Annotated in this window: 19 protein-coding genes and 1 pseudogene; 13 read left to right on the plus strand and 7 right to left on the minus strand. The window is 74.7% G+C overall.

Going from position 1 to position 18,205, the window contains the following annotated elements; genetic code table 11:
• Window positions 1-36 precede the first annotated feature (36 nt).
• A pseudogene (gene cofC / locus AB0B20_RS01355) lies at window positions 37-645 on the minus strand (2-phospho-L-lactate guanylyltransferase); the annotation flags it as partial.
• Window positions 646-741: 96 nt separating this feature from the next.
• Here cofC and AB0B20_RS01360 point away from each other — a divergent pair.
• The 5 genes from AB0B20_RS01360 to AB0B20_RS01380 all read left to right on the plus strand — a co-directional run bounded on the left by AB0B20_RS01360 (window position 742) and on the right by AB0B20_RS01380 (window position 5,700).
• Window positions 742-1,467, plus strand: a complete 726-nt coding sequence (locus tag AB0B20_RS01360) for a lysophospholipid acyltransferase family protein (protein WP_357467209.1) — start codon at window positions 742-744, stop codon at window positions 1,465-1,467.
• Window positions 1,464-2,471 (plus strand): NAD(P)H-dependent glycerol-3-phosphate dehydrogenase, encoded by a 1,008-nt coding sequence (locus AB0B20_RS01365; protein WP_357467213.1) that lies wholly within the window; start codon window positions 1,464-1,466, stop codon window positions 2,469-2,471. The genes AB0B20_RS01360 and AB0B20_RS01365 overlap by 4 nt, the downstream gene beginning before the upstream one ends.
• Window positions 2,472-2,482: 11 nt before the next feature.
• Window positions 2,483-3,601 carry a cystathionine gamma-lyase gene (locus tag AB0B20_RS01370; RefSeq protein WP_357467217.1) on the plus strand — a complete coding sequence of 373 codons (1,119 nt, stop codon included), beginning with the start codon at window positions 2,483-2,485 and terminating at the stop codon, window positions 3,599-3,601.
• Between the two features lie 172 nt (window positions 3,602-3,773).
• A complete protein-coding gene (locus AB0B20_RS01375) occupies window positions 3,774-4,565 on the plus strand; it encodes a putative protein N(5)-glutamine methyltransferase (protein ID WP_357467220.1) in 792 nt (263 codons plus the stop codon).
• A gap of 85 nt (window positions 4,566-4,650) precedes the next feature.
• Window positions 4,651-5,700, plus strand: a complete 1,050-nt coding sequence (locus tag AB0B20_RS01380; protein ID WP_357467223.1) for an ROK family protein — start codon at window positions 4,651-4,653, stop codon at window positions 5,698-5,700.
• 11 nt (window positions 5,701-5,711) lie between these two features.
• On the opposite strand, the gene AB0B20_RS01385 is transcribed toward AB0B20_RS01380, so the two are convergent.
• The gene (locus tag AB0B20_RS01385) at window positions 5,712-5,912 is read right to left on the minus strand and encodes a DUF397 domain-containing protein (RefSeq protein ID WP_357467226.1); all 201 of its coding nucleotides are present in this window, start codon (window positions 5,910-5,912) and stop codon (window positions 5,712-5,714) included.
• A complete protein-coding gene (locus AB0B20_RS01390; protein WP_357467229.1) occupies window positions 5,909-6,760 on the minus strand; it encodes a helix-turn-helix transcriptional regulator in 852 nt (283 codons plus the stop codon). Before AB0B20_RS01390 ends, AB0B20_RS01385 begins: the two co-directional genes overlap by 4 nt.
• A 233-nt stretch (window positions 6,761-6,993) precedes the next feature.
• On the opposite strand from AB0B20_RS01390, the gene AB0B20_RS01395 reads away from it, so the two are divergent.
• A complete protein-coding gene (locus AB0B20_RS01395; protein ID WP_357390082.1) occupies window positions 6,994-7,212 on the plus strand; it encodes a hypothetical protein in 219 nt (72 codons plus the stop codon).
• Window positions 7,213-7,378: 166 nt separating this feature from the next.
• Complete coding sequence (locus AB0B20_RS01400; RefSeq protein ID WP_357390084.1) at window positions 7,379-8,482, plus strand: D-alanine--D-alanine ligase family protein; 1,104 nt, start codon at window positions 7,379-7,381, stop codon at window positions 8,480-8,482.
• 42 nt (window positions 8,483-8,524) lie between these two features.
• Here AB0B20_RS01400 and AB0B20_RS01405 read toward each other — a convergent pair whose 3' ends face one another.
• Window positions 8,525-9,115: a DUF3515 domain-containing protein gene (locus AB0B20_RS01405; RefSeq protein WP_354865851.1), complete on the minus strand. Its 591-nt coding sequence runs from the start codon at window positions 9,113-9,115 to the stop codon at window positions 8,525-8,527.
• The gene (locus tag AB0B20_RS01410; protein WP_088646044.1) at window positions 9,116-9,349 is read right to left on the minus strand and encodes an Lrp/AsnC ligand binding domain-containing protein; all 234 of its coding nucleotides are present in this window, start codon (window positions 9,347-9,349) and stop codon (window positions 9,116-9,118) included.
• A gap of 163 nt (window positions 9,350-9,512) precedes the next feature.
• On the opposite strand from AB0B20_RS01410, the gene AB0B20_RS01415 reads away from it, so the two are divergent.
• Both AB0B20_RS01415 and AB0B20_RS01420 read left to right on the plus strand, forming a co-directional pair.
• On the plus strand, window positions 9,513-10,463 hold the full coding sequence (locus tag AB0B20_RS01415) for a thiamine-phosphate kinase (protein ID WP_357467235.1): 951 nt from the start codon (window positions 9,513-9,515) through the stop codon (window positions 10,461-10,463).
• A 179-nt stretch (window positions 10,464-10,642) separates the two neighbouring features.
• The gene (locus AB0B20_RS01420; RefSeq protein WP_357467238.1) at window positions 10,643-11,110 is read left to right on the plus strand and encodes a GNAT family N-acetyltransferase; all 468 of its coding nucleotides are present in this window, start codon (window positions 10,643-10,645) and stop codon (window positions 11,108-11,110) included.
• Here AB0B20_RS01420 and AB0B20_RS01425 read toward each other — a convergent pair.
• Entirely contained in the window at window positions 11,107-12,363 is a 1,257-nt protein-coding gene (locus AB0B20_RS01425) for an ATP-grasp domain-containing protein (RefSeq protein WP_357467243.1), read from the minus strand. The genes AB0B20_RS01420 and AB0B20_RS01425 overlap by 4 nt on opposite strands.
• Before the next feature lie 218 nt (window positions 12,364-12,581).
• A complete protein-coding gene (gene rpmB / locus AB0B20_RS01430; RefSeq protein WP_013284551.1) occupies window positions 12,582-12,773 on the minus strand; it encodes a 50S ribosomal protein L28 in 192 nt (63 codons plus the stop codon).
• 210 nt (window positions 12,774-12,983) lie between these two features.
• Between rpmB and AB0B20_RS01435 the strand changes: the two genes are divergently transcribed.
• From AB0B20_RS01435 to coaD, 4 genes are all read left to right on the plus strand, one after another.
• On the plus strand, window positions 12,984-14,597 hold the full coding sequence (locus AB0B20_RS01435; protein WP_357467246.1) for a DAK2 domain-containing protein: 1,614 nt from the start codon (window positions 12,984-12,986) through the stop codon (window positions 14,595-14,597).
• On the plus strand, window positions 14,594-16,795 hold the full coding sequence (gene recG, locus AB0B20_RS01440) for an ATP-dependent DNA helicase RecG (RefSeq protein WP_357467249.1): 2,202 nt from the start codon (window positions 14,594-14,596) through the stop codon (window positions 16,793-16,795). The genes AB0B20_RS01435 and recG overlap by 4 nt, the downstream gene beginning before the upstream one ends.
• A gap of 197 nt (window positions 16,796-16,992) precedes the next feature.
• Window positions 16,993-17,556 (plus strand): 16S rRNA (guanine(966)-N(2))-methyltransferase RsmD, encoded by a 564-nt coding sequence (gene rsmD / locus AB0B20_RS01445; RefSeq protein WP_357390098.1) that lies wholly within the window; start codon window positions 16,993-16,995, stop codon window positions 17,554-17,556.
• Window positions 17,553-18,029, plus strand: coding sequence for a pantetheine-phosphate adenylyltransferase (gene coaD, locus AB0B20_RS01450; RefSeq protein WP_357390100.1), 477 nt, complete (start codon window positions 17,553-17,555; stop codon window positions 18,027-18,029). Before rsmD ends, coaD begins: the two co-directional genes overlap by 4 nt.
• The last annotated feature ends 176 nt before the right edge of the window (window positions 18,030-18,205 follow it).

Genomic DNA, 18,205 nt, shown 5'->3' on the forward strand with positions numbered 1-18,205 from the left:
AGCACCGTACCGGAACGCTCCGGCGACCCGGTCCAGCAGCGCCGCGGTGCGCGGCCCCACGCCCAGCCCGGCGGCGTCGGCCAGGTCGGCCGGGGTGTCCACGTCCCGGCGCAGGCTGGGCCAGTCACCGGCCAGCGGCAGTGCCCCGCTCGCCGCGTGCGCGGCGGCCGAGCCCGGCCCGAACTCCGGCGCCAGCGGCACCCCGGCCGGCGCGGCGAGCAGCACCGTGCCCGCGCCGGGGGCGTCCGCCACGAACCCGCGTACCCCCTGGGTGGCCCGCAGCGCGGCGGCCAGGTCGGCCGGTCGCAGCGCCGGCAGGTCGGCGGTCAGGCCGGCCACGGCGGCGCGCGGCCCGGCCACTGCCGCGCCGTGCCGCAACGCCGCGTTCAGCCCGCCGCCGGGGTCGCCGACGACGCGGGCGCCGGCCGCGCCCGCCACCGCGCCCACCAACGGGTCGTCGGTGACCACGAGCACCCCGGCGACCGCCGGGCACGCCCGCACCGCGCGCAGCGTGTCGGCCGCCAGGGCCAGGGCCAGCTCCTCATGGGGTACGCCGGGCAGCGCGCCCCGCAGCCGGCTCTTCGCCGCTGCCAGGCGCTTCACCGGCGTCACCACGGTCCAGCGGGCCTCAGACACGCCGACCATCCTGCCAGCGGAGAGCGCCGGTACCCGCACTGGCCGCAGCGGGGGCGAACAGGCATGATTCTGTGCCGGGGCGCGTGGGCGGATCGAGGAGGCACAGTGGCACGGCGGAGGCTGGGGTTCTGGCGACGACTCGCCGTGGTGCTGGTGAAACCGCTGATGACGGTCTGGACCCGGCGCACCTGGCGGGGCATGGAGCACCTGCGCCACGACGGCGGCGTGATCCTCGTGCCCAACCACATCTCGCACGCCGACCCGCTGGTGGTCGCGCACTACATCTACGACGCCGGGCGCTGGCCGCGCTTCCTCGGCAAGGCGAGCGTGTTCCGGGTGCCGGTGGTCGGCGGGATCCTGCACCGGTGCCAGCAGATCCCGGTCGAGCGCGGCACCGTCGAGGCGGTCAAGTCGCTGGACAAGCTGGTCGCCGCGCTGGCCGAGGGGGGCGCGGTGGTGATCTACCCGGAGGGCACCACCACCCGCGAGCCGGACCTGTGGCCGATGAAGGGCAAGACCGGCGCGGCCCGGCTGGCGCTGGCCACCGCCGCCCCGGTGGTCCCGATCGCCATGGTCGGCCCGGAACGGATGTTCGACCCGCGTACGGCCCGGTTCGGGCTGCGTCCGCGTACCCCGGTGACGGTGATCGCCGGACCGCCGGTGGACCTGAGCCCCTGGGCCGGCGCCACGCCGACCCGGCCGATCCTGGAGGAGATGACGGACACCATCATGCTGCGCATCCGGGATCTGGTCGCGGAGATCCGCGGCGGCACGCCACCGCCGCTCTGGCAGCGGCCCGCCCGCACCGGCACCCGGGAGGTCACCGAATGAGCGGGCACGTCGCCGTGCTGGGCGCCGGTTCCTGGGGGACCGCGTTCGCCAAGATCCTCGCCGACGCCGGGCGGGACGTCACGGTCCTGGCCCGCCGGGTCGCCGTGGCCGAGGCGATCCGGACCGGGCGGCACAACCCGGAGTACCTGCCGGGGATCCGGCTGCCGGAGCGGGTGACCGCCACCGGCGACGCGGCCGAGGCGATCGAGGGCGCCGAGGTGGTGGTGCTGTCGGTGCCCTCGCAGACGCTGCGCGGCAACCTCGCCGACTGGACGCCGTACCTGGCGCCGGACGCCACGCTCGTGTCGCTGATGAAGGGCATCGAGCTGGGCACCACCAAGCGGATGAGCCAGGTGATCACGGAGACCGCCGGGGTGCCCGCAGACCGGGTGGTGGTCGTCTCCGGGCCCAACCTGGCTCCGGAGATCGCCGCCGAGCAGCCGGCCGCCACTGTGGTCGCGGGCACCGACAGCCGGCGGACCGCGCTGGTGCAGGCGTCCATCCGCACCCCGTACTTCCGCCCGTACACGAACGACGACGTGATCGGCTGCGAGCTGGGCGGCGCGGTGAAGAACGTGATCGCGCTGGCGTACGGCATCGCCACCGCGATGGGCTTCGGCGACAACACCCGGGCCATGCTGATGACCCGCGGCCTGGCCGAGACCGCCCGGCTGGGCGTGGCGCTCGGCGCCGACCCGATCACGTTCGCCGGGCTGGCCGGCATGGGTGACCTGGTCGCCTCCTGCTCGTCGCCGATGGCCCGCAACCGCACCTTCGGCGAGCACCTGGGCCGGGGGGAGACGCTGGAGCAGGCCCAGGCGGCCACCCGGCAGACCGCCGAGGGCGTCAAGAGCTGCCTGGCCATCCGCGACCTGGCCCGGGCGCACGGGGTGGAGATGCCGATCACCGAGCAGATCGAGCGGATCTGTCACGAGGGGATGGATCCGCGCCTGGCGGTGGACGCGCTGATGAGCCGTACCGCCAAGCCGGAGTCGTACGAGTGAGCGGAGCCGGGATGAGCAGCGAGCACTGGGGTGACGGGACGCGCAGCGTGCACGCCGGCCTGCCGGACGCCGTACCGGGGCAGCCGTTCCTGCCCGGCCCGGTCTTCGCCGCGCCGTACCACCTGGATCCGCAGCGCGGCCCGTCGGCGACGGCGGACGGGTACGGGCGGCCGGACAACCCCACCCGGCGGCTGCTGGAGACGGCGATCGGCGAGCTGGAGGGCGGCGACTGCCGCGTCTTCGCCAGCGGGCAGGCCGCCGTCACCGGGCTGCTGCTGACAGTGCTGCGCCCCGGCGACACCGTGCTGCTGCCCGCCGACGGCTACTACGCGGTGCGCTCGTTCGCCTCGGACACCCTGGAACGGCTCGGCGTACGCGTGGTGCTCGTGCCGACCGCCGGGCCGTACCCGTCGCTCGAGGGTGTGCGGCTGGTCCTGCTGGAGACCCCGGCGAACCCCGGCCTGGACGTCGTCGACGTCGCGGCGGTGGCCGGTGCCGCGCGCACCGCCGGCGCGCTGGTGGCGGTGGACAACACCACCGCCACGCCGCTCGGGCAGCGCCCGCTGGAGCTCGGCGCGGACGTGGTGGTCGCCTCCGGCACCAAGGCGCTGACCGGTCACTCGGACCTGCTGCTGGGCTACCTGGCCACCCGGGACGCCGGGCTGCGGGACGCGGCGACCACCTGGCGCAACGCCACCGGCGGGGTGCCGGGTGCGTTCGACTGCTGGCTCGCCCACCGGTCACTGGCCACGCTGGACCTGCGGCTGGCCCGGCAGACCGCGAACGCGGGGGCGCTGGCCGACGTGCTCGCGGCCCGCCCGGACGTCACCGGCGTGCGGTGGCCCGGCCGGCCGGACGACCCGGCGTACCCGGTCGCGTCGGCACAGATGCGGCGCGTGCCGGGCGTGCTCTCGTTCGACCTGGGCGACGAGGGCCGGGTGGCCCGCTTCCTCGGCGCGTCCCGGCTGGTGGCCGCCGCGACCTCGTTCGGCGGGCTGCACACCACTGCCGACCGGCGGGCCCAGTGGGGCGACGCCACCACACCGGGTTTCGTACGGTTCTCCTGCGGCGTCGAGGACACCGCCGACCTGCTCGCCGACGTGACCGCCGCGCTGGACGCGGCGGGCTGACGGCGTACCGGCCGCTGGGCTATCGTGACGGGCAGCCACGGCCCGTGCGGCCCCGACCCGAGGAGGTGAGTCCGATCCACAAGCAGAGGACCGGCGCTCCCTTCGAGTCCGCGTCGCCTCGGGGCTGAGGCGACGCCGGGGGCGCCGACGAGCGCTTCCCGAAAGGCTTGCCATGGCATCCACCGTGTTCACCTCCGATCGTCCGGCCCTCGTCCGGCGGTTGCGCGCCGCAGGCTGCGTCTTCGCCGAGGACGAGGCGGACCTGCTGATCGCCGCCGCCGACTCGGCGCAGGCGTTGACCCGGCTGGTCGACCGTCGCGTCGCCGGCCTGCCGTTGGAGCACCTGCTCGGCTGGGCCGAGTTCTGCGGCCGGCGGATCGCCGTACACCCGGGGGTCTTCGTGCCGCGGGGTCGTACCGCGCTGCTGGTCGACGCGGCGGCGGCGCTGGCCGGGCCGGCGCCGGCGGTGCTCGACCTGTGCTGCGGCTCCGGTGCCGCCGCGGTGGTGCTGCACGAGCGGCTCGCGCCCCGCTGGCTGGCCGCCGCCGACATCGACCCGGTGGCGGTGGCCTGCGCCCGGCGCAACCTCGAACCACTCGGTGTCCCGGTCTACCAGGGCGACCTGTTCGACGCGCTGCCGGCCGGCCGGCGTGGGCGGCTGGACCTGGTGGTGGCGAACGCGCCGTATGTGCCGACCGCCGCGGTGTCCTCGCTGCCGGCCGAGGCACGCCTGTACGAGGCGCCGGTGGCCCTTGACGGCGGCGCGGACGGCCTGGCCGTGTTGCGCCGGGTCGCCTCCGGCGCGGCCGAATGGCTCGCCCCGGGCGGGCACGTCGTGGTCGAGACGAGCGTCGCGCAGGCCCCGGAACTGTGCGCCGTGTTCACCGCCGCCGGGCTCGACCCGGACGTGGTACGCGACGAGGAGTGGGAGGCCACGGCGGTCACCGCCCGCCGTCCCGGCTGACCGCCACGGGGAGTCCGCGCGGGGGCGTGGCGGGTGGCCCGGGCGGGAACTAGCCTCGGGTCAGGCGCGGCGGGAGGCGGTGGCGGTGGGCAGCGCAGGGGTGCCGGTGGTGGTGGGGCTGGACAACGGGGGCACGAGTGACAACGCCACGGTGCTGACCGTCGACGGCCGGTTCCTGGTGGACGGGCTACTGGAGATCCCGAGCGAGGTCGGCGCCGGCCCGGAGGCGGCGGTGGAGGCGCTGGCGCGGGCGTTCGACGGCGTGCTGGCGCACACCGGTGTGCCGCGTGACCTGGTCCGCGCGGTCGGGCTGGACACGCCCGGCCCGGCCAGCGCCACCGGCGTCATCTCCTCGCGCGGCTCGACGAACTTCTCCCAGCCCGCCTGGCGGGGCTTCGACGTGCGCAGCGCGCTGGAGCGGCGGCTCGGCCTGCCGGTGGTGTACGCGAACGACGGCAACGCCGCCGCGCTCTACGCCCACCACGTGCACTTCGGCGCCGAGGCGATGGCCCGGTCGTCGGTGTCGGCGATCGTCGGCACCGGGCTGGGCGGCGGCGTGGTGGAGTCCGGCCGGGTGGTCGGCGGCGCGGCCGGCATGGCCGGCGAGTTCGGGCACGTGCACATCCCGCTGGACGGCCTGGTCGAGCCGGACCAGGCGGCGCCGGTCTGCGCCTGCGGCTTCACCGGGGACGCGGAGAGCGTCGCCTCGCTCACCGCGATCCGGCGTAACCTGCTGCCGTACTGGCTGGCCCGGCACCCGGAGCATCCGCTCGCGGCGGAGGAGCCGGACCGGGCGGCGAAGCTGCTGCGCGGCTACGGCGAGCGGGGCGACCCGCTGGCCCGCCTGGTGTTCACCCAGCAGGCCAAGGCGCTGGGCCGGCTGTTCACCATCGCGGCCAACTTCACCGATCCGCACGCGTACTTCGTCGGCGGCGGTGTGGTGGAGGCGGCGCCGGAGTTCCGGGACTGGTTCCTCGCCACGGTCGCCGAGCACACGGTGCTCCGGGAGGAGCAGCGGGCGGTGGCCACCTTCGCGCTGGTGCCGGACCGGGACATGGCCGGGGCGCGCGGGGTGGCCATCGCGGCGCTGGAGGCGGTACGCGGCACCCTCACCGCCGCCGCCCCGCTCGGCTGAGGCCGGGCCGCTCAGGCGCGCGGCGGCGCGGCGGTGAACGCGGCCCAGGCGTGCGGCGGGAACACCAGCACCGGGCCGGCCGGATCCTTCGAGTCGCGGACCGCCACCGCGCCGGTCAGCGGGGCCATCTCCACGCAGGCGCCCTCGTCGCCGCTGTGGCTGCTCTTGCGCCAGCCGGCCGGCGCCGGTGCGACGCGGTTCGTGCCGTTCATCTGGTCACCTCTCGTTCCAGGCGGAGGAGCTGGTCCCGGCTGGCCGCCGGGCTCAGCGCCACGGTCCGCAGATGCTCCATGATCTTGACGCAGGTACGCAGGTCACCCGGCCGGTCCAGGATCATCTGCCCGGCGACGGTCTCCACCGAGGCGATGATCGGATCCGCCGGGTCGGCGAACTCCAGGATGTGCAGTGATCCCCGGGTGCCCCGGTGGTAGCCGGCGGCCAGCGGGATCACCTGCACCGTCACGTTCGGCAGCTCGGTCGTCTTGAGCAGATGCCGGAGCTGGCCGGACATGACCGAGCGGTCACCGACCGGGCGCAGCAGCGCGGCCTCGTCGATGATGGCGTCGAGGATCGGCGGCTCGGCGCCGGAGAGCCGCTGCTGGCGGTCCAGCCGTAGCCGGACCCGCTGCTCCACCTGCTCGTCGCTGAGTGTGTGCGGCCCGCCGCGCATCACGCCGCGGATGTAGTCGGCGGTCTGGAGCAGGCCGGGCACCACCGACGGCTCGAAGTTCGCGATGCCGGTGGCCTCCGCCTCCAGCGCGATGAAGTCGATGGTGCGGCGGTCCAGCAGGTACGAGTAGGACACCCACCAGCCCGGCTTGCGGGCGTCCTTCGCGAGTTCCACCGCCGCGGCGATGTCGGCCGGGCCGACGCCGTAACTGGTCAGCAGCGCGCGCACGGTGGCGGGACTGACTGGCGTCTGGGCGTTCTCGTAACGGGACAGCGTGCTCCGGGTGCTGTTGATCTCGTCGGCCGCGGCCTCCAGGGTGAGCCCGGCGGCCTCGCGGTGGGTTCGCAGGGCGATGCCGAGCCGTCGGGCCCGGGCGGTTTTCGGCGCCATGCATCGATGATCGCACATCTCTTGGGAATGCGGGCGTGAGAGAAAGTCGATGAGAGTTGCATTCATGCTCATAAACATGTCAATGTGTGACGGCGTCCTCACCGCCGGTTGTCGTGGCGACGGTGGTGGTGAGCGACCGGAGGGGATGGGGCGCGCGGCGGTCGGATTCTTACTCCCCCACGATCCGGCCGTCGCGTGCCCTGCCGGTCCACGAGACGGGGAGGGGTGCCGCGATGACCAGGTTCCTCGTGGTCCTCACCGACGTGCGCCAAGGCATGTGGCGCGACGAACGGACCAGCCCCGAGCGCCGCCGTCAGGTGGTCGGCGCGAGCAGCCGGGAGGCGGCCGACCGGATCGCCGGCGCGTTCATGGCGCTGGGCATGGTGCGGGCCGGACGGCAGCGGGTGAAGGTCATCGCGGTCGGCCGCCGGCCCCGGCATCCGGCCTGCTGAGCACCACCGTTCCGTTACTCCCCGTATATGTCACCCTGACCGTTTGCCACGCGACTCCGTGTCTCCCCGGGTAACGGCCACCGCTTGCGGCAACGCACAGTAAGGTCAGTCGGGTGAGCGCCACCGGCGAGCACGGCCAGCCGCAGTCGCGAACGATGAGGTGACAATGACCACCCCAGGTAAGACCCGCGTGGCGATCGTCTTCGGCGGCCGCAGCCCCGAACACGGCATCTCCTGCGTCAGCGCGGGCAGCGTGCTGGCCGCCCTCGACCCGGACGAGTTCGAGGTGGTCCCGGTCGGCATCACCCGGCAGGGCCAGTGGGTGCTCGCCAGCGGCGACCCGAGCCGGCTCGCCATCGCCGACCGCAAACTGCCCGAGATCACCGCCGGCTCCGGCGCCGAACTGGTGCTGCGCGCCGACCCCGCCGTCGGCGGCCTGATGGTGCTCGACCCCGCCCAGGGGCCGGTGGCACTGGCCGACGTGGACGTGGTGTTCCCGGTGCTGCACGGCGCGTACGGCGAGGACGGCACGATCCAGGGGATGCTGGAGATGGCCGACATCCCCTACGTCGGCGCGAACGTCTTCGCCTCCGCCGCCGCCATGGACAAGGAGTTCACCAAGAAGCTCTGCGCCGCCGAGGGCATCCCGGTCGGCCCGTACGCGGTGCTGCGCGCCGGCATGTCGCTCAGCGAGGAGGACAAGGAGCGCCTGGGGCTGCCCGTCTTCGTCAAGCCCTCCCGGGCCGGCTCCTCGTTCGGCATCACCAAGGTCGACGACTGGGCCGACCTGGACGCCGCGCTCGTCACCGCCCGCGAGATCGACAGCAAGGTGCTCGTCGAGGGCGCCGTGGTGGGCCGCGAGATCGAGTGCGGCGTGCTGGAGGGCGAAGCCGGTGGCGCACCTGAGGCATCGGTGCTCGCCGAGGTGCGGATGATCGGCGACCGCGACTGGTACGACTTCGAGGCCAAGTACATCTTCGCCGACGAGGTCTGCGAGTACGACGTACCGGCCGACCTGCCCGAGCCGGTGGCCCGGCAGGTGCGCGACTACGCCACCCGGGCCTTCACGGCCCTGGACTGCTCCGGCCTGGCCCGGGTCGACTTCTTCGTCACCCCGCAGATGGACGTCTACCTCAACGAGATCAACACGATGCCGGGCTTCACCCCGACGTCGATGTTCCCGAGGATGTGGTCGGCCAGCGGGCTGGAGTACCCGAAGCTGGTGAACCGGCTGATCCGTACCGCCCTGCACCGCCACACCGGCCGCTGACCGCCTGTCCCGCCGCGCCGGCCGCCGGCCGGCCGGCGGGCGTCAGGCGGAGCAGCCCGAGGGGGCCTGCTTCGCCGAGGGGACCGAGCTGACGATCGTGTCGGAGATCGAGGTCACCCACTGCAGCGGCGGCTCGTACGACTTCGGTACCCGGACCCGGATCGGGGTCTCCCGGTCGACGGTGGTCAGCACCGTGGCGTCGGCCTCCTCGGCCGCGTGCCAGCAGACCTTGTTGACAGTCCACACCTCGTCGGTGGGCGGGAACTGCGCCGGGCTGCCGCCGCACGCAACGGTCAGCGCCGGATCGCCGTACGCGGCGTTCTGCTCCGGGCCCGCGGTGACGGGGCGCTGCGGCAGGTCACGCACGCGGTCCGGAAGCTGCGACATCAGGGCCCGGCAGAGCACTGTCGGGCGCTCGGCCAGCGCCGGAGCGGGCATCTCGACCGGCGCGCTGGACTGCGCCCGAGGGCTCGCCGACGCGCTCGGCTCGGCCTCCGGCGACTCCGGGGCCAGCTTGGCGAACGTGAACGCGGCCACCGCCACGGTCACCGGCACCGCGACGAGTGTGGCCCAGAGCGCGGCACGGCGGGTGCCGCCGTCCCGGCGGGGAGAGGAGGTGTCCTTCTCGTCCACTTACAGCCGCACCACCGAACACGTGAGCGTGCGGGTGATGCCGGGCACCATCTGCACGTTGCTGACGATGAGTTTGCCGAGCTCGTCGACGGTGTTCGCCTCGGTGAGCACCACCACGTCGTACGGCCCGGTGACGGCGTCGACCCGTACCACGCCGGCCAGATCCGCGATCAGACCGGCCACGTCACGCGCCCGGCCGACCTCGGTCTGGATGAGGATGTACGCCTGTACCACGACTCGACCTCCGTCCGTCGCCTCCGGGCGACCCGAAGGGTGAAACTACCGTACTGAGCGGCTGTGATCCCTATCGGTTGCCGGTCGGACGCGGTGAGCGAGCACACGCCGGTACGGGTAGGGGTGGAACGTGCGGAACGACGCAGCGGAGCGAGGGGACGGAATGACTGTCACTGATGTCGGCGAGTTCGGCCTGATCGGCCGGGTGACCGCCCGGCTGGCGCAGGGACGGAACTGCCTGCTCGGCCCCGGCGACGACGGCGCGGTGGTGGCCGCGCCGGACCGGCGGGTGGTCGCCTCGACCGACGTGCTGGTGGAGGGGCGGCACTTCCGCCGGGACTGGTCGTCGGCGCGGGACGTGGGGCACCGGGCGGCGGCGGCCAACCTCGCCGACATCGCCGCCATGGGCGCCACCCCGACCGCGCTGCTCGTCGCGCTCTGCATGCCGGCCGAGCTGGACCCGGCCTGGGCCGAGGAACTGGCCGACGGGCTGGGCGCGGAGGCGGCACTGGTCGGCGCGAGCGTGGTCGGCGGGGACATGTCCGGCAGCCCGACGCTCACCATCGCGGTGACGGCGCTCGGCGACCTGGCCGGCCGCGACCCGGTGGTCCGCTCCGGCGCCCGCCCCGGCGACGTGGTGGCGCTGGCCGGGCGCACCGGCTGGTCGGCGGCCGGCTACACGGTGCTGTCCCGGGGTTTCCGCACGCCCCGGCTGCTGGTCGAGGCGTTCCGCCGCCCCGAGGTGCCGTACGCCGCCGGACCGGCTGCCGCAGCGGCGGGGGCCACCGCCATGATCGACGTGTCGGACGGGTTGCTGGCCGACCTCGGGCACGTGGCGACCGCCAGCGGCGTGGCGATCGACCTGAACCGCGACGCGTTCGAGGTGCCCCGGCAGATGCGGGACGCGGCGCAGGCGCTCGGCGTCGACCCGTACACCTGGATCCTGGCCGGCGGCGAGGACCACGCGCTGGCGGCGACCTTCCCGGCGGACGCCGCGCTGCCCGACGGCTGGCGGCCGGTCGGGCGGGTGGCGGACGGCGCCGGTGTCACCGTCGACGGCGGCGCCTACAGCGGCCCGCGCGGCTGGGACCACTTCCGCCGGACGGCGGACTAGCTGGTACGGCCGCCGGACGGCGGACTAGCTGGTACGGCCGCCGGACGGCGGACTAGCGGGTACGGCCGCCGGACGGCGGGCCAGCGGGTCGCGCGGCGGACCAGCGGGCCGGAGTGATCTGCGTCCGACCCCGGGCCGGCCGCCCGAAGCCGGGCCGGTGGCGGTCGTAACCTGGCACGGTGAGCGAGATCGAGATCCGGGAGCGGCGCTTCGACGCGCCCGAGTCGCGGGCGCTGATCCGGGCGGCTTTGGCCGACCTCGGCGCCCGGTACGGCGGCAGCGGCGACGAGACCCCCGTCGACGCGGCCGAGTTCACCCCGCCGGACGGCGCGTTCCTCGTCGCCTACCTGGACGGGCGGCCGGTGGGCTGCGGCGGCTGGCGCAGCCACGGCGAGGACGGCGACACGGCCGAGATGAAGCGGATGTACACCGACCCGGCAGCCCGGGGCCGGGGCGTGGCCCGCTCGGTGCTCGCCGCGGTCGAGCGGTCCGCCCGCGACCACGGCCGCAAGCGGATCGTGCTGGAGTGCGGCGACAAGCAGCCCGAGGCGATCGCCATGTACACCTCGGCCGGCTACGAGCGGATCCCGAACTTCGGCTTCTACAAGGACGCCCCGGGCTGCCTGTCGTACGGCCGTATCCTCTAGTCCACCGAGATGCGGATCGTCCCGGCGGCGCGGCGGGCGGCGTCCGCCGCCTCGTCCGGTGTCGCGCCCCAGGCCATCAGGTGCCCGCTGCGGTGCGCCGAGGAGAGCAGCTCCGGCACTGTCTGACCGACCTTCGTCTCCACCCGCACGTCGAGCACGCCCGGCACGCGCAGCGCGTCGCGCCGGCCGTCCACGGCGGTGACCCGGCCGGGCGGCGCGATCAGGAACTCGATCGCCGCCGCACCGCTGGCCCGCGCCGGCAGCGCCGGCCGTTCGCCGCGCAGGATCCGCAGGTACGCCTCGATGACGTCCCGCTCGTAGGCGATCGAGATGAGCGCGGTGATCATGTCGCCGGGCATCCGGGCCGCGCACTCCACGAGCGTCGGGACGCCGTCGACCAGGATCCACTCGCTGTGCAGCATGCCGCTGCGGAAGCCGGCCGCCTCGGCGAGGCGTACCGCGGCGGCGCGCAGCGCGTCGTGCGCGGCGGCGGGCAGCGCGGACGGCACGGTGTGGCCGGTCTCGACCGGGTACCGGCCACCGGCGATCCGCTTGTCGGTGACGTTTGCGAAGACCACGTCGCCCTCGGCCACCAGCAGCTCCACGCTGTGCTCGGAGCCGACCAGCAGTTCCTCGACCAGCACGCCGGTGGGCAGGCCGCGCTCGGTCGCCTCGGCCGGGTCGGGCGGGGTGGCGCTTGCCGCCCAGCGGGCCGGCACCTCGGCCGGGTCGGTGATCAGCTGCACGCCCAGGCTGCCGGAGCGGCGGGTGGGCTTGAGCACGCACCGGCCGCCGTGCGCCCGCGCGAACTCCACCGCCCGCGCCGGGTCGTCGACCAGCTCGTACGCCGGGTTCGCGAGCCCGATCCGGTCGGCGAGCAGCCGCATCCGGTGCTTGTCGGAGAAGACGTCGGCGGCCTCGACTCCGGCGCCGGGGAGGCCGAGCCGCTCGGCGAGCCGGGCGGTGGCGCCGACCGCGTACTCCAGGCCGGGCAGGACCAGCCGGGCGTCGGCGAGGCCGGGCTCGCGGGCGAGCAGGGCGTCGGGGTCGAAGCCGGTCTGGTACTCGGCGGCGACGAGGCGCCCGATCATCGGCAGCCGCTCGGCGAACCGGGCCAGGTCGCGGCGGGCGATCACGTCCGGCTCCTCGACCAGCACCACGCTGCCGGGCGGCAGCTCCTGGTCGAACCAGCTCAGCGAGCCGAACGACGCGCCCACCACCACCAGTTGCTCGCGACCCAGATCGAGGTCCACCGGTCACCCTCCCCACGGCTCGCGCCGGAACGGGACGGCCGGCGCAGCAGCACCCTAACCGGCCGGATCGAGGCGGTCGCCGTACGGTCGGTCAGGGGTGCGGGGGCGGGTCGGCCGATACCGGGCCGGTGGGCACGGCGGTCGCCGGACACGACAGAAGCCGGCGGACCCCGAAGGGATCCGCCGGCGACCGACGATGTTCCGGTGGCGCTACCGCGTCAGGCGCGGGTGACCTTGCCGGCCTTGATGCACGAGGTGCAGACCTGCAACTTCTTGGTGGTGCCGCCACCGGCCGGGGTACGCACCGACTGGATGTTCGGGTTCCAGCGGCGGTTGGTCCGCCGGTGCGAGTGGGACACGTTGTGGCCGAAGCCCGGCCCCTTGCCACAGACGTCGCACACGCTAGCCACGGGATACTCCTGGGATTGAAACGTTCATGAGGTCGCCGCCAGGCGCTGCCCGGGCAACCTGGTCAGGTTACCCGATGACAGTCGGTACGCCCAACCGGCCCTTTCGCGAGCCCACCCAGCGTACCGGCGTCCCGGCCGGGCCGTCCGCCGGGGCGGACACGCGGTGGACGACCCCGGCGCGTGTCGGTGCGCGCCAGTAGGCTTCCCGACGTGCTGGAGACCCTCGACGCCGCAGCGGTACGCCGCTGGTGCGCGAGCGGGCTGGCCGCCCTCCGCACCCACCAGGGCGAGATCGACGACCTGAACGTCTACCCGGTGCCCGACGGCGACACCGGCACCAACCTGGTGCTCACGCTCACCTCGGCCCAGCAGGCCCTGGCCATGGACCTCGGCACGCTTCCCGACGACGGGCACACCCCGCACGGCCACGCGCTGCGGCTGATGGCCCGGGGCGCGCTGCTCGGGGCGCGCGGCAACTCCGGGGTGATCCTCTCGCAGATCCTGCGTGGCCTCGCCGACACGCTCGCCGCCGTGCCCGCGGTGCGCGGGCGACAGCTCGCCGACGCCCTGTCCGACGCCACCACCGCCGCCTACGCCGCCGTCGCCCGGCCGGTCGAGGGCACGCTGCTGAGCGTGGTCTCCGCCGCGGCGCACGCCGCCCGCCGGGCGGACACCGACGACCTGCGCGCCGTGGCCCGGGCCGCCGCCGAGGCGGCGGCGCACGCGCTGGCGCGTACCCCCGAGCAGTTGCCGGAGCTGGCCCGCGCGGGCGTGGTCGACGCCGGCGGGCGCGGCCTGTGCCTGCTGCTGGACGCGCTGGTCGAGGTGATCACCGGGGAGAGCCTGGCGCAGCCGGCGTCCGAGCCGCCCACCCGCCGCGCGCCGGCCACCGCCGTGCGGGAGAGCGGCTCCGACGCGTACGCCTACGAGGTGCAGTATCTGCTCGACGCCACCGACGAGGCGGTGGCCCGGCTGCGCGCCGAGCTGGACGCGCTCGGTGACTCACTCGCGATCGTCGGCGACGGCGCCGGCACCTGGAACGTCCACGTGCACGTCAACGACATCGGGGCGGCGGTCGAGGCGGGCGTGGTCGCCGGCCGCCCGCACCGGATCAACGTGACCCGCTTCGCCGACCAGGCCGCCCCGGCGCCCGGACCGCGGGCGCCGCTGCCCGAGGGGCGGGCCGCCGTGGTGGTGGCCACGGGCGCGGGCATCGCGGAGCTGTTCGCGGCCGAGGGCGCCGTGGTGGTGCCCGCCAACCCGTCCACCGGCGAGCTGCTCGACGCGATCCGGGCCACCGGCGCCGCCCGGGTGGTGGTGCTCCCGAACGACCCGAACACCCAGTCGGTGGCGAGCGCGGCGGCCAGGGAGGCGCACGGCCTCGGCGTGAAGGTGAGCGTGGTGCCGACCCGCTCGCCGGTGCAGGCGCTCGCGGCGCTGGCCGTGCGTGATCCGAAGCGGCGGTTCGAGGACGACGTGATCGCGATGGCCGAGGCGGCCGGCGCCTGCCGGTACGCCGAGGTCTGCCACGCCGCCCGGGAGGCGCTCACCGTCGCCGGCCCGGCCCGCCCGGGCGACGTGCTGGCCCTGGTCGAGGGCGAGGTGCACCTGATCGGGCAGGATCTGGTCGACACCTGCACCGCAGTGGTGGACCGGATGCTCGGCGGCGGCGGTGAGCTGGTCACGCTGCTCTGCGGCGCTGACGCTCCGGCCGGGCTGGCCGACCGGGTCCGCGCGCACGTCGAGGGGGCGTGGCCGTTCGTCGAGGTGCAGGCGTACGAGGGCGGTCAGCCGCACTATCCGCTCCTGGTGGGGGTCGAATGACTGGTGAAGCGGCCACTGTCGACACGCCGCTGAAGAAGCTGGTCGGCGAGCGCACCGCGAAGGCGCTGGCCGGGCACCTCGACCTGCACACCGCGGGCGACCTGATCTACCACTTCCCGCGCCGGTACGACGAGCGCGGCGAGCACACCGACATCCGCTCGCTCGACGTGGGGGAGCAGGTCACAGTGCTCGCCCAGGTGCAGCGCACCGCCGTGCGCCCGATGCGCCAGCGGCGCGGCAACCTGCTGGAGGTGACCGTCGGCGACGGCTCCGGCGGCGTGCTCACCTGCACGTTCTTCGGCAACCAGGCGTGGCGGGAGCGGGAGCTGCGGCCCGGCCGGTGGGGGCTGTTCGCCGGCAAGGTGACCGAGTTCCGGGGCAAGCGGCAGCTCAACGGCCCGGAGTACGTCCTGCTCGGCGAGGGTGGCGAGGGCGAGGCGGCCGCAAACGAGGAGGTCGAGGAGTTCGCCGGGGCAATGATCCCGGTCTATCCGGCTGCGGCGGCGGTGCCGACCTGGGTGATCGCCCGCTGCGTCCGCGTCGTGCTCGACACGTTCACCCCGCCGGAGGACCCGTTGCCGGCCACCGTGCGGGCCACCCGCAACCTCGCCGACATCGGCACCGCGCTGCGCGAGATCCACCGCCCGACCAGCAAGGAGGCGCTCTACCGGGCCCGCCGCCGGCTGAAGTGGGACGAGGCGTTCGCCGTGCAGCTCACGCTGGTGCAGCGCAAGCACCGGGCGGCGGCGTCGCCGGGACGGGCCCGCCCGGCGAAGGCCGGCGGCCTGCTCGACGCGTTCGACGCCCGGCTGCCGTACGAGCTGACCTCCGGCCAGCAGGTCGTCGGGCGGGAGATCGCCGCCGACCTGACCCGGGCACACCCGATGCACCGGCTGCTCCAGGGCGAGGTGGGCTCCGGCAAGACGGTGGTGGCGCTGCGCGCCATGCTCCAGGTGGTCGACGCCGGTGGGCAGGCCGCGCTGCTCGCGCCGACCGAGGTGCTCGCCGCCCAGCACCACAGGGGCATCCTCGACCTGCTCGGGCCGCTCGGCCGGGCCGGTGAGCTGGGCGCCGCCGACGACGCCACACGGGTGGAGCTGATCACCGGCTCGCTCGGCGCGGCGGCCCGGCGCCGGGCGCTGGCCGAGGTGGCCGAGGGCCGCGCCGGCATCGTGCTCGGCACGCACGCCCTGCTCTACGAGGGCGTCGACTTCCACGACCTCGGCCTGGTGGTGGTGGACGAGCAGCACCGCTTCGGTGTCGAGCAACGCGACGCGCTGCGCGCCAAGGCCGAGCAGCCGCCGCACGTGCTGGTGATGACCGCGACCCCGATCCCGCGCACCGTCGCCATGACCGTCTACGGCGATCTGGAGACCTCCACGCTGTCCCAGCTTCCGCAGGGCCGCTCGCCGATCGCCTCGCACGTGGTCCCGGCGGCCGAGAAGCCGGCGTTCCTCGACCGGGCCTGGCGCCGGTTGCGCGAGGAGGTCACCAAGGGCCACCAGGCGTACGTGGTGTGCCCGCGCATCGGAGAAGGGCCGGTGTCGGACGAGGAGGCGCCGCGAGAGGACGACAACGGCCGGCGCCCGCCGCTGGCGGTGACCGAGGTGGCCCCGCTGCTGGCCGAGGGTCCGCTGCACGGGCTGCGGATCGGGGTGCTGCACGGCCGGCTGCCGGCGGACGAGAAGGACGCGGTGATGCGCGCGTTCGCCGACGGCAAGCTGGACGTGCTGGTGGCGACCACTGTGGTCGAGGTCGGCGTGAACGTGCCGAACGCGACGGTGATGATCGTGCTGGACGCCGACCGGTTCGGTGTCTCCCAGCTGCACCAGTTGCGCGGCCGGGTCGGCCGGGGCTCGGCCGCCGGTCTGTGCCTGCTGGTCACCGAGGCGGTCGAGGGTTCGTCGGCGCGGGAGCGGCTGGACGCGGTCGCCTCCACCACCGACGGCTTCAAGCTGGCCGAACTCGATCTGGAACAGCGCCGGGAGGGTGACGTGCTGGGCGCGACCCAGTCCGGCCGCCGCTCGCACCTGCGGCTGCTGTCGCTGAGACGCGACGCCGAGCTGATCCGCGACGCGCGGGCCGAGGCGATCGAACTGGTCGAGGACGATCCGGATCTGTCCCGGCACCCGGCGCTGGCGGCGTCGGTCGCCGCGCTCGTCGACGAGGAACGCGCCGAATACCTGGAGAAGGGCTGACGGCGGGCCGGCGCCGTCGCGGGGCAGCGGCACGCGCGTGGCGTGCCCAGGCTCGCGCCGGCCGGGTGGTCGACGCGCCCTCGGTGCGGGTCAGGCGGTGAAGCGGATCCGGCGGCGACGGGCCACCACGACGCGCCGGGTACGTCGTGCCCGCCTCGCGGCGTCGCGTAGCGTCGGGGCATGCGCAGGGAGCGACGGTGACCCGGATCGTGGCCGGCACGCTCGGCGGCCGGCGGATCGCCGCGCCACCGGGTGCCGGCACCCGGCCCACCTCCGACCGTGTGCGGGAGGCGCTGTTCAGCGCCGTGGACTCGCACGTCGACCTGGACGGGACACGCTTCGCCGACCTGTACGCCGGTTCCGGCGCGGTCGGCCTGGAGGCGCTGTCCCGGGGCGCGGCCCACGTGCTGCTCGTCGAGTCCGACGCGCGGGCCGCCCGGGTGATCCGGGAGAACATCGCCGCGCTCCGCGCCGCGCCGGCCGCGCGCCTGGTCACCGGCAAGGTCGCCACCGTGCTGGCGGCCGGCCCGGACGGGGAGCCGTACGACGTGGTCTTCGCCGATCCGCCGTACGCGGTGCCGGACTCCGAGATCACCGCGAATCTGGCCGCGCTCGTCGACGGCGGCTGGCTCGCCCCGGACGCCCTGGTGATCGTCGAGCGGTCCAGCCGTACCGGACCGGTCACGTGGGTGGAAGGTGTCACTCCGGAGCGCAGCAGGCGTTACGGCGAGACCACTCTTTGGTACGGTCGCCGATCATGAGACGTGCGGTCTGCCCGGGCTCGTTCGACCCGGTCACCAACGGACACCTCGACATCATCGGCCGGGCCAGCCGGCTCTTCGACGAGGTGATCGTCGGAGTGCTGGTCAACCAGTCCAAGCAGGGCCTGTTCACGGTCGAGGAGCGGATCACCATGCTCCAGGAGGTCACCGCCTCGTACGACAACGTGCGGGTGGAGTCGTTCCGCGGCCTGCTTGTCGACTTCTGCCGCGCGCAGCAGGCGAGTGTGCTGATCAAGGGCCTGCGTGCGGTGAGCGACTTCGACTACGAGCTGCAGATGGCCCAGATGAACATCGGCCTGGCCGGCGTGGAGACCCTGTTCATGCCGACCAACCCGCTCTACTCGTTCATCTCGTCCAGCCTGATCAAGGACGTGGCGAAGTGGGGCGGCGACATCTCCGCACACGTCCCCGACCTGGTCCGCGAGCAGCTCTCCGCTCGCCTCCGCCCCTGACCCCACCCACCCCCACCCCCCGCCCACGCGATCTTGCACTTTCGGCCCGGACATTCCTCCCGTAAGGGGCGAGCGCCGGGCCGAAAGTGCAAGATCGACGGGGGCGGGCGACGGGGGCGGGCGACGGGGGCGAGGGCGATGGGCGGGGAGGACGACGCGCCGGGTGGGGCGGGTGG

This window comes from Micromonospora sp. NPDC049151 (genome assembly GCF_040648395.1).
Classification (GTDB): domain Bacteria; phylum Actinomycetota; class Actinomycetes; order Mycobacteriales; family Micromonosporaceae; genus Micromonospora.

Coding starts and splice junctions, on each gene's coding strand:
- AB0B20_RS01365 (WP_357467213.1), top strand. CDS start 1,464: ATGAGCGGGCACGTCGCCGTGCTGGGCGCCGGTTCCTGGGGGACCGCG.
- AB0B20_RS01370 (WP_357467217.1), top strand. CDS start 2,483: ATGAGCAGCGAGCACTGGGGTGACGGGACGCGCAGCGTGCACGCCGGC.
- AB0B20_RS01375 (WP_357467220.1), top strand. CDS start 3,774: ATGGCATCCACCGTGTTCACCTCCGATCGTCCGGCCCTCGTCCGGCGG.
- AB0B20_RS01385 (WP_357467226.1), bottom strand. CDS start 5,912: ATGAACGGCACGAACCGCGTCGCACCGGCGCCGGCCGGCTGGCGCAAG.
- AB0B20_RS01390 (WP_357467229.1), bottom strand. CDS start 6,760: ATGGCGCCGAAAACCGCCCGGGCCCGACGGCTCGGCATCGCCCTGCGA.
- AB0B20_RS01395 (WP_357390082.1), top strand. CDS start 6,994: ATGACCAGGTTCCTCGTGGTCCTCACCGACGTGCGCCAAGGCATGTGG.
- AB0B20_RS01400 (WP_357390084.1), top strand. CDS start 7,379: ATGACCACCCCAGGTAAGACCCGCGTGGCGATCGTCTTCGGCGGCCGC.
- AB0B20_RS01415 (WP_357467235.1), top strand. CDS start 9,513: ATGACTGTCACTGATGTCGGCGAGTTCGGCCTGATCGGCCGGGTGACC.
- recG (WP_357467249.1), top strand. CDS start 14,594: ATGACTGGTGAAGCGGCCACTGTCGACACGCCGCTGAAGAAGCTGGTC.
- coaD (WP_357390100.1), top strand. CDS start 17,553: ATGAGACGTGCGGTCTGCCCGGGCTCGTTCGACCCGGTCACCAACGGA.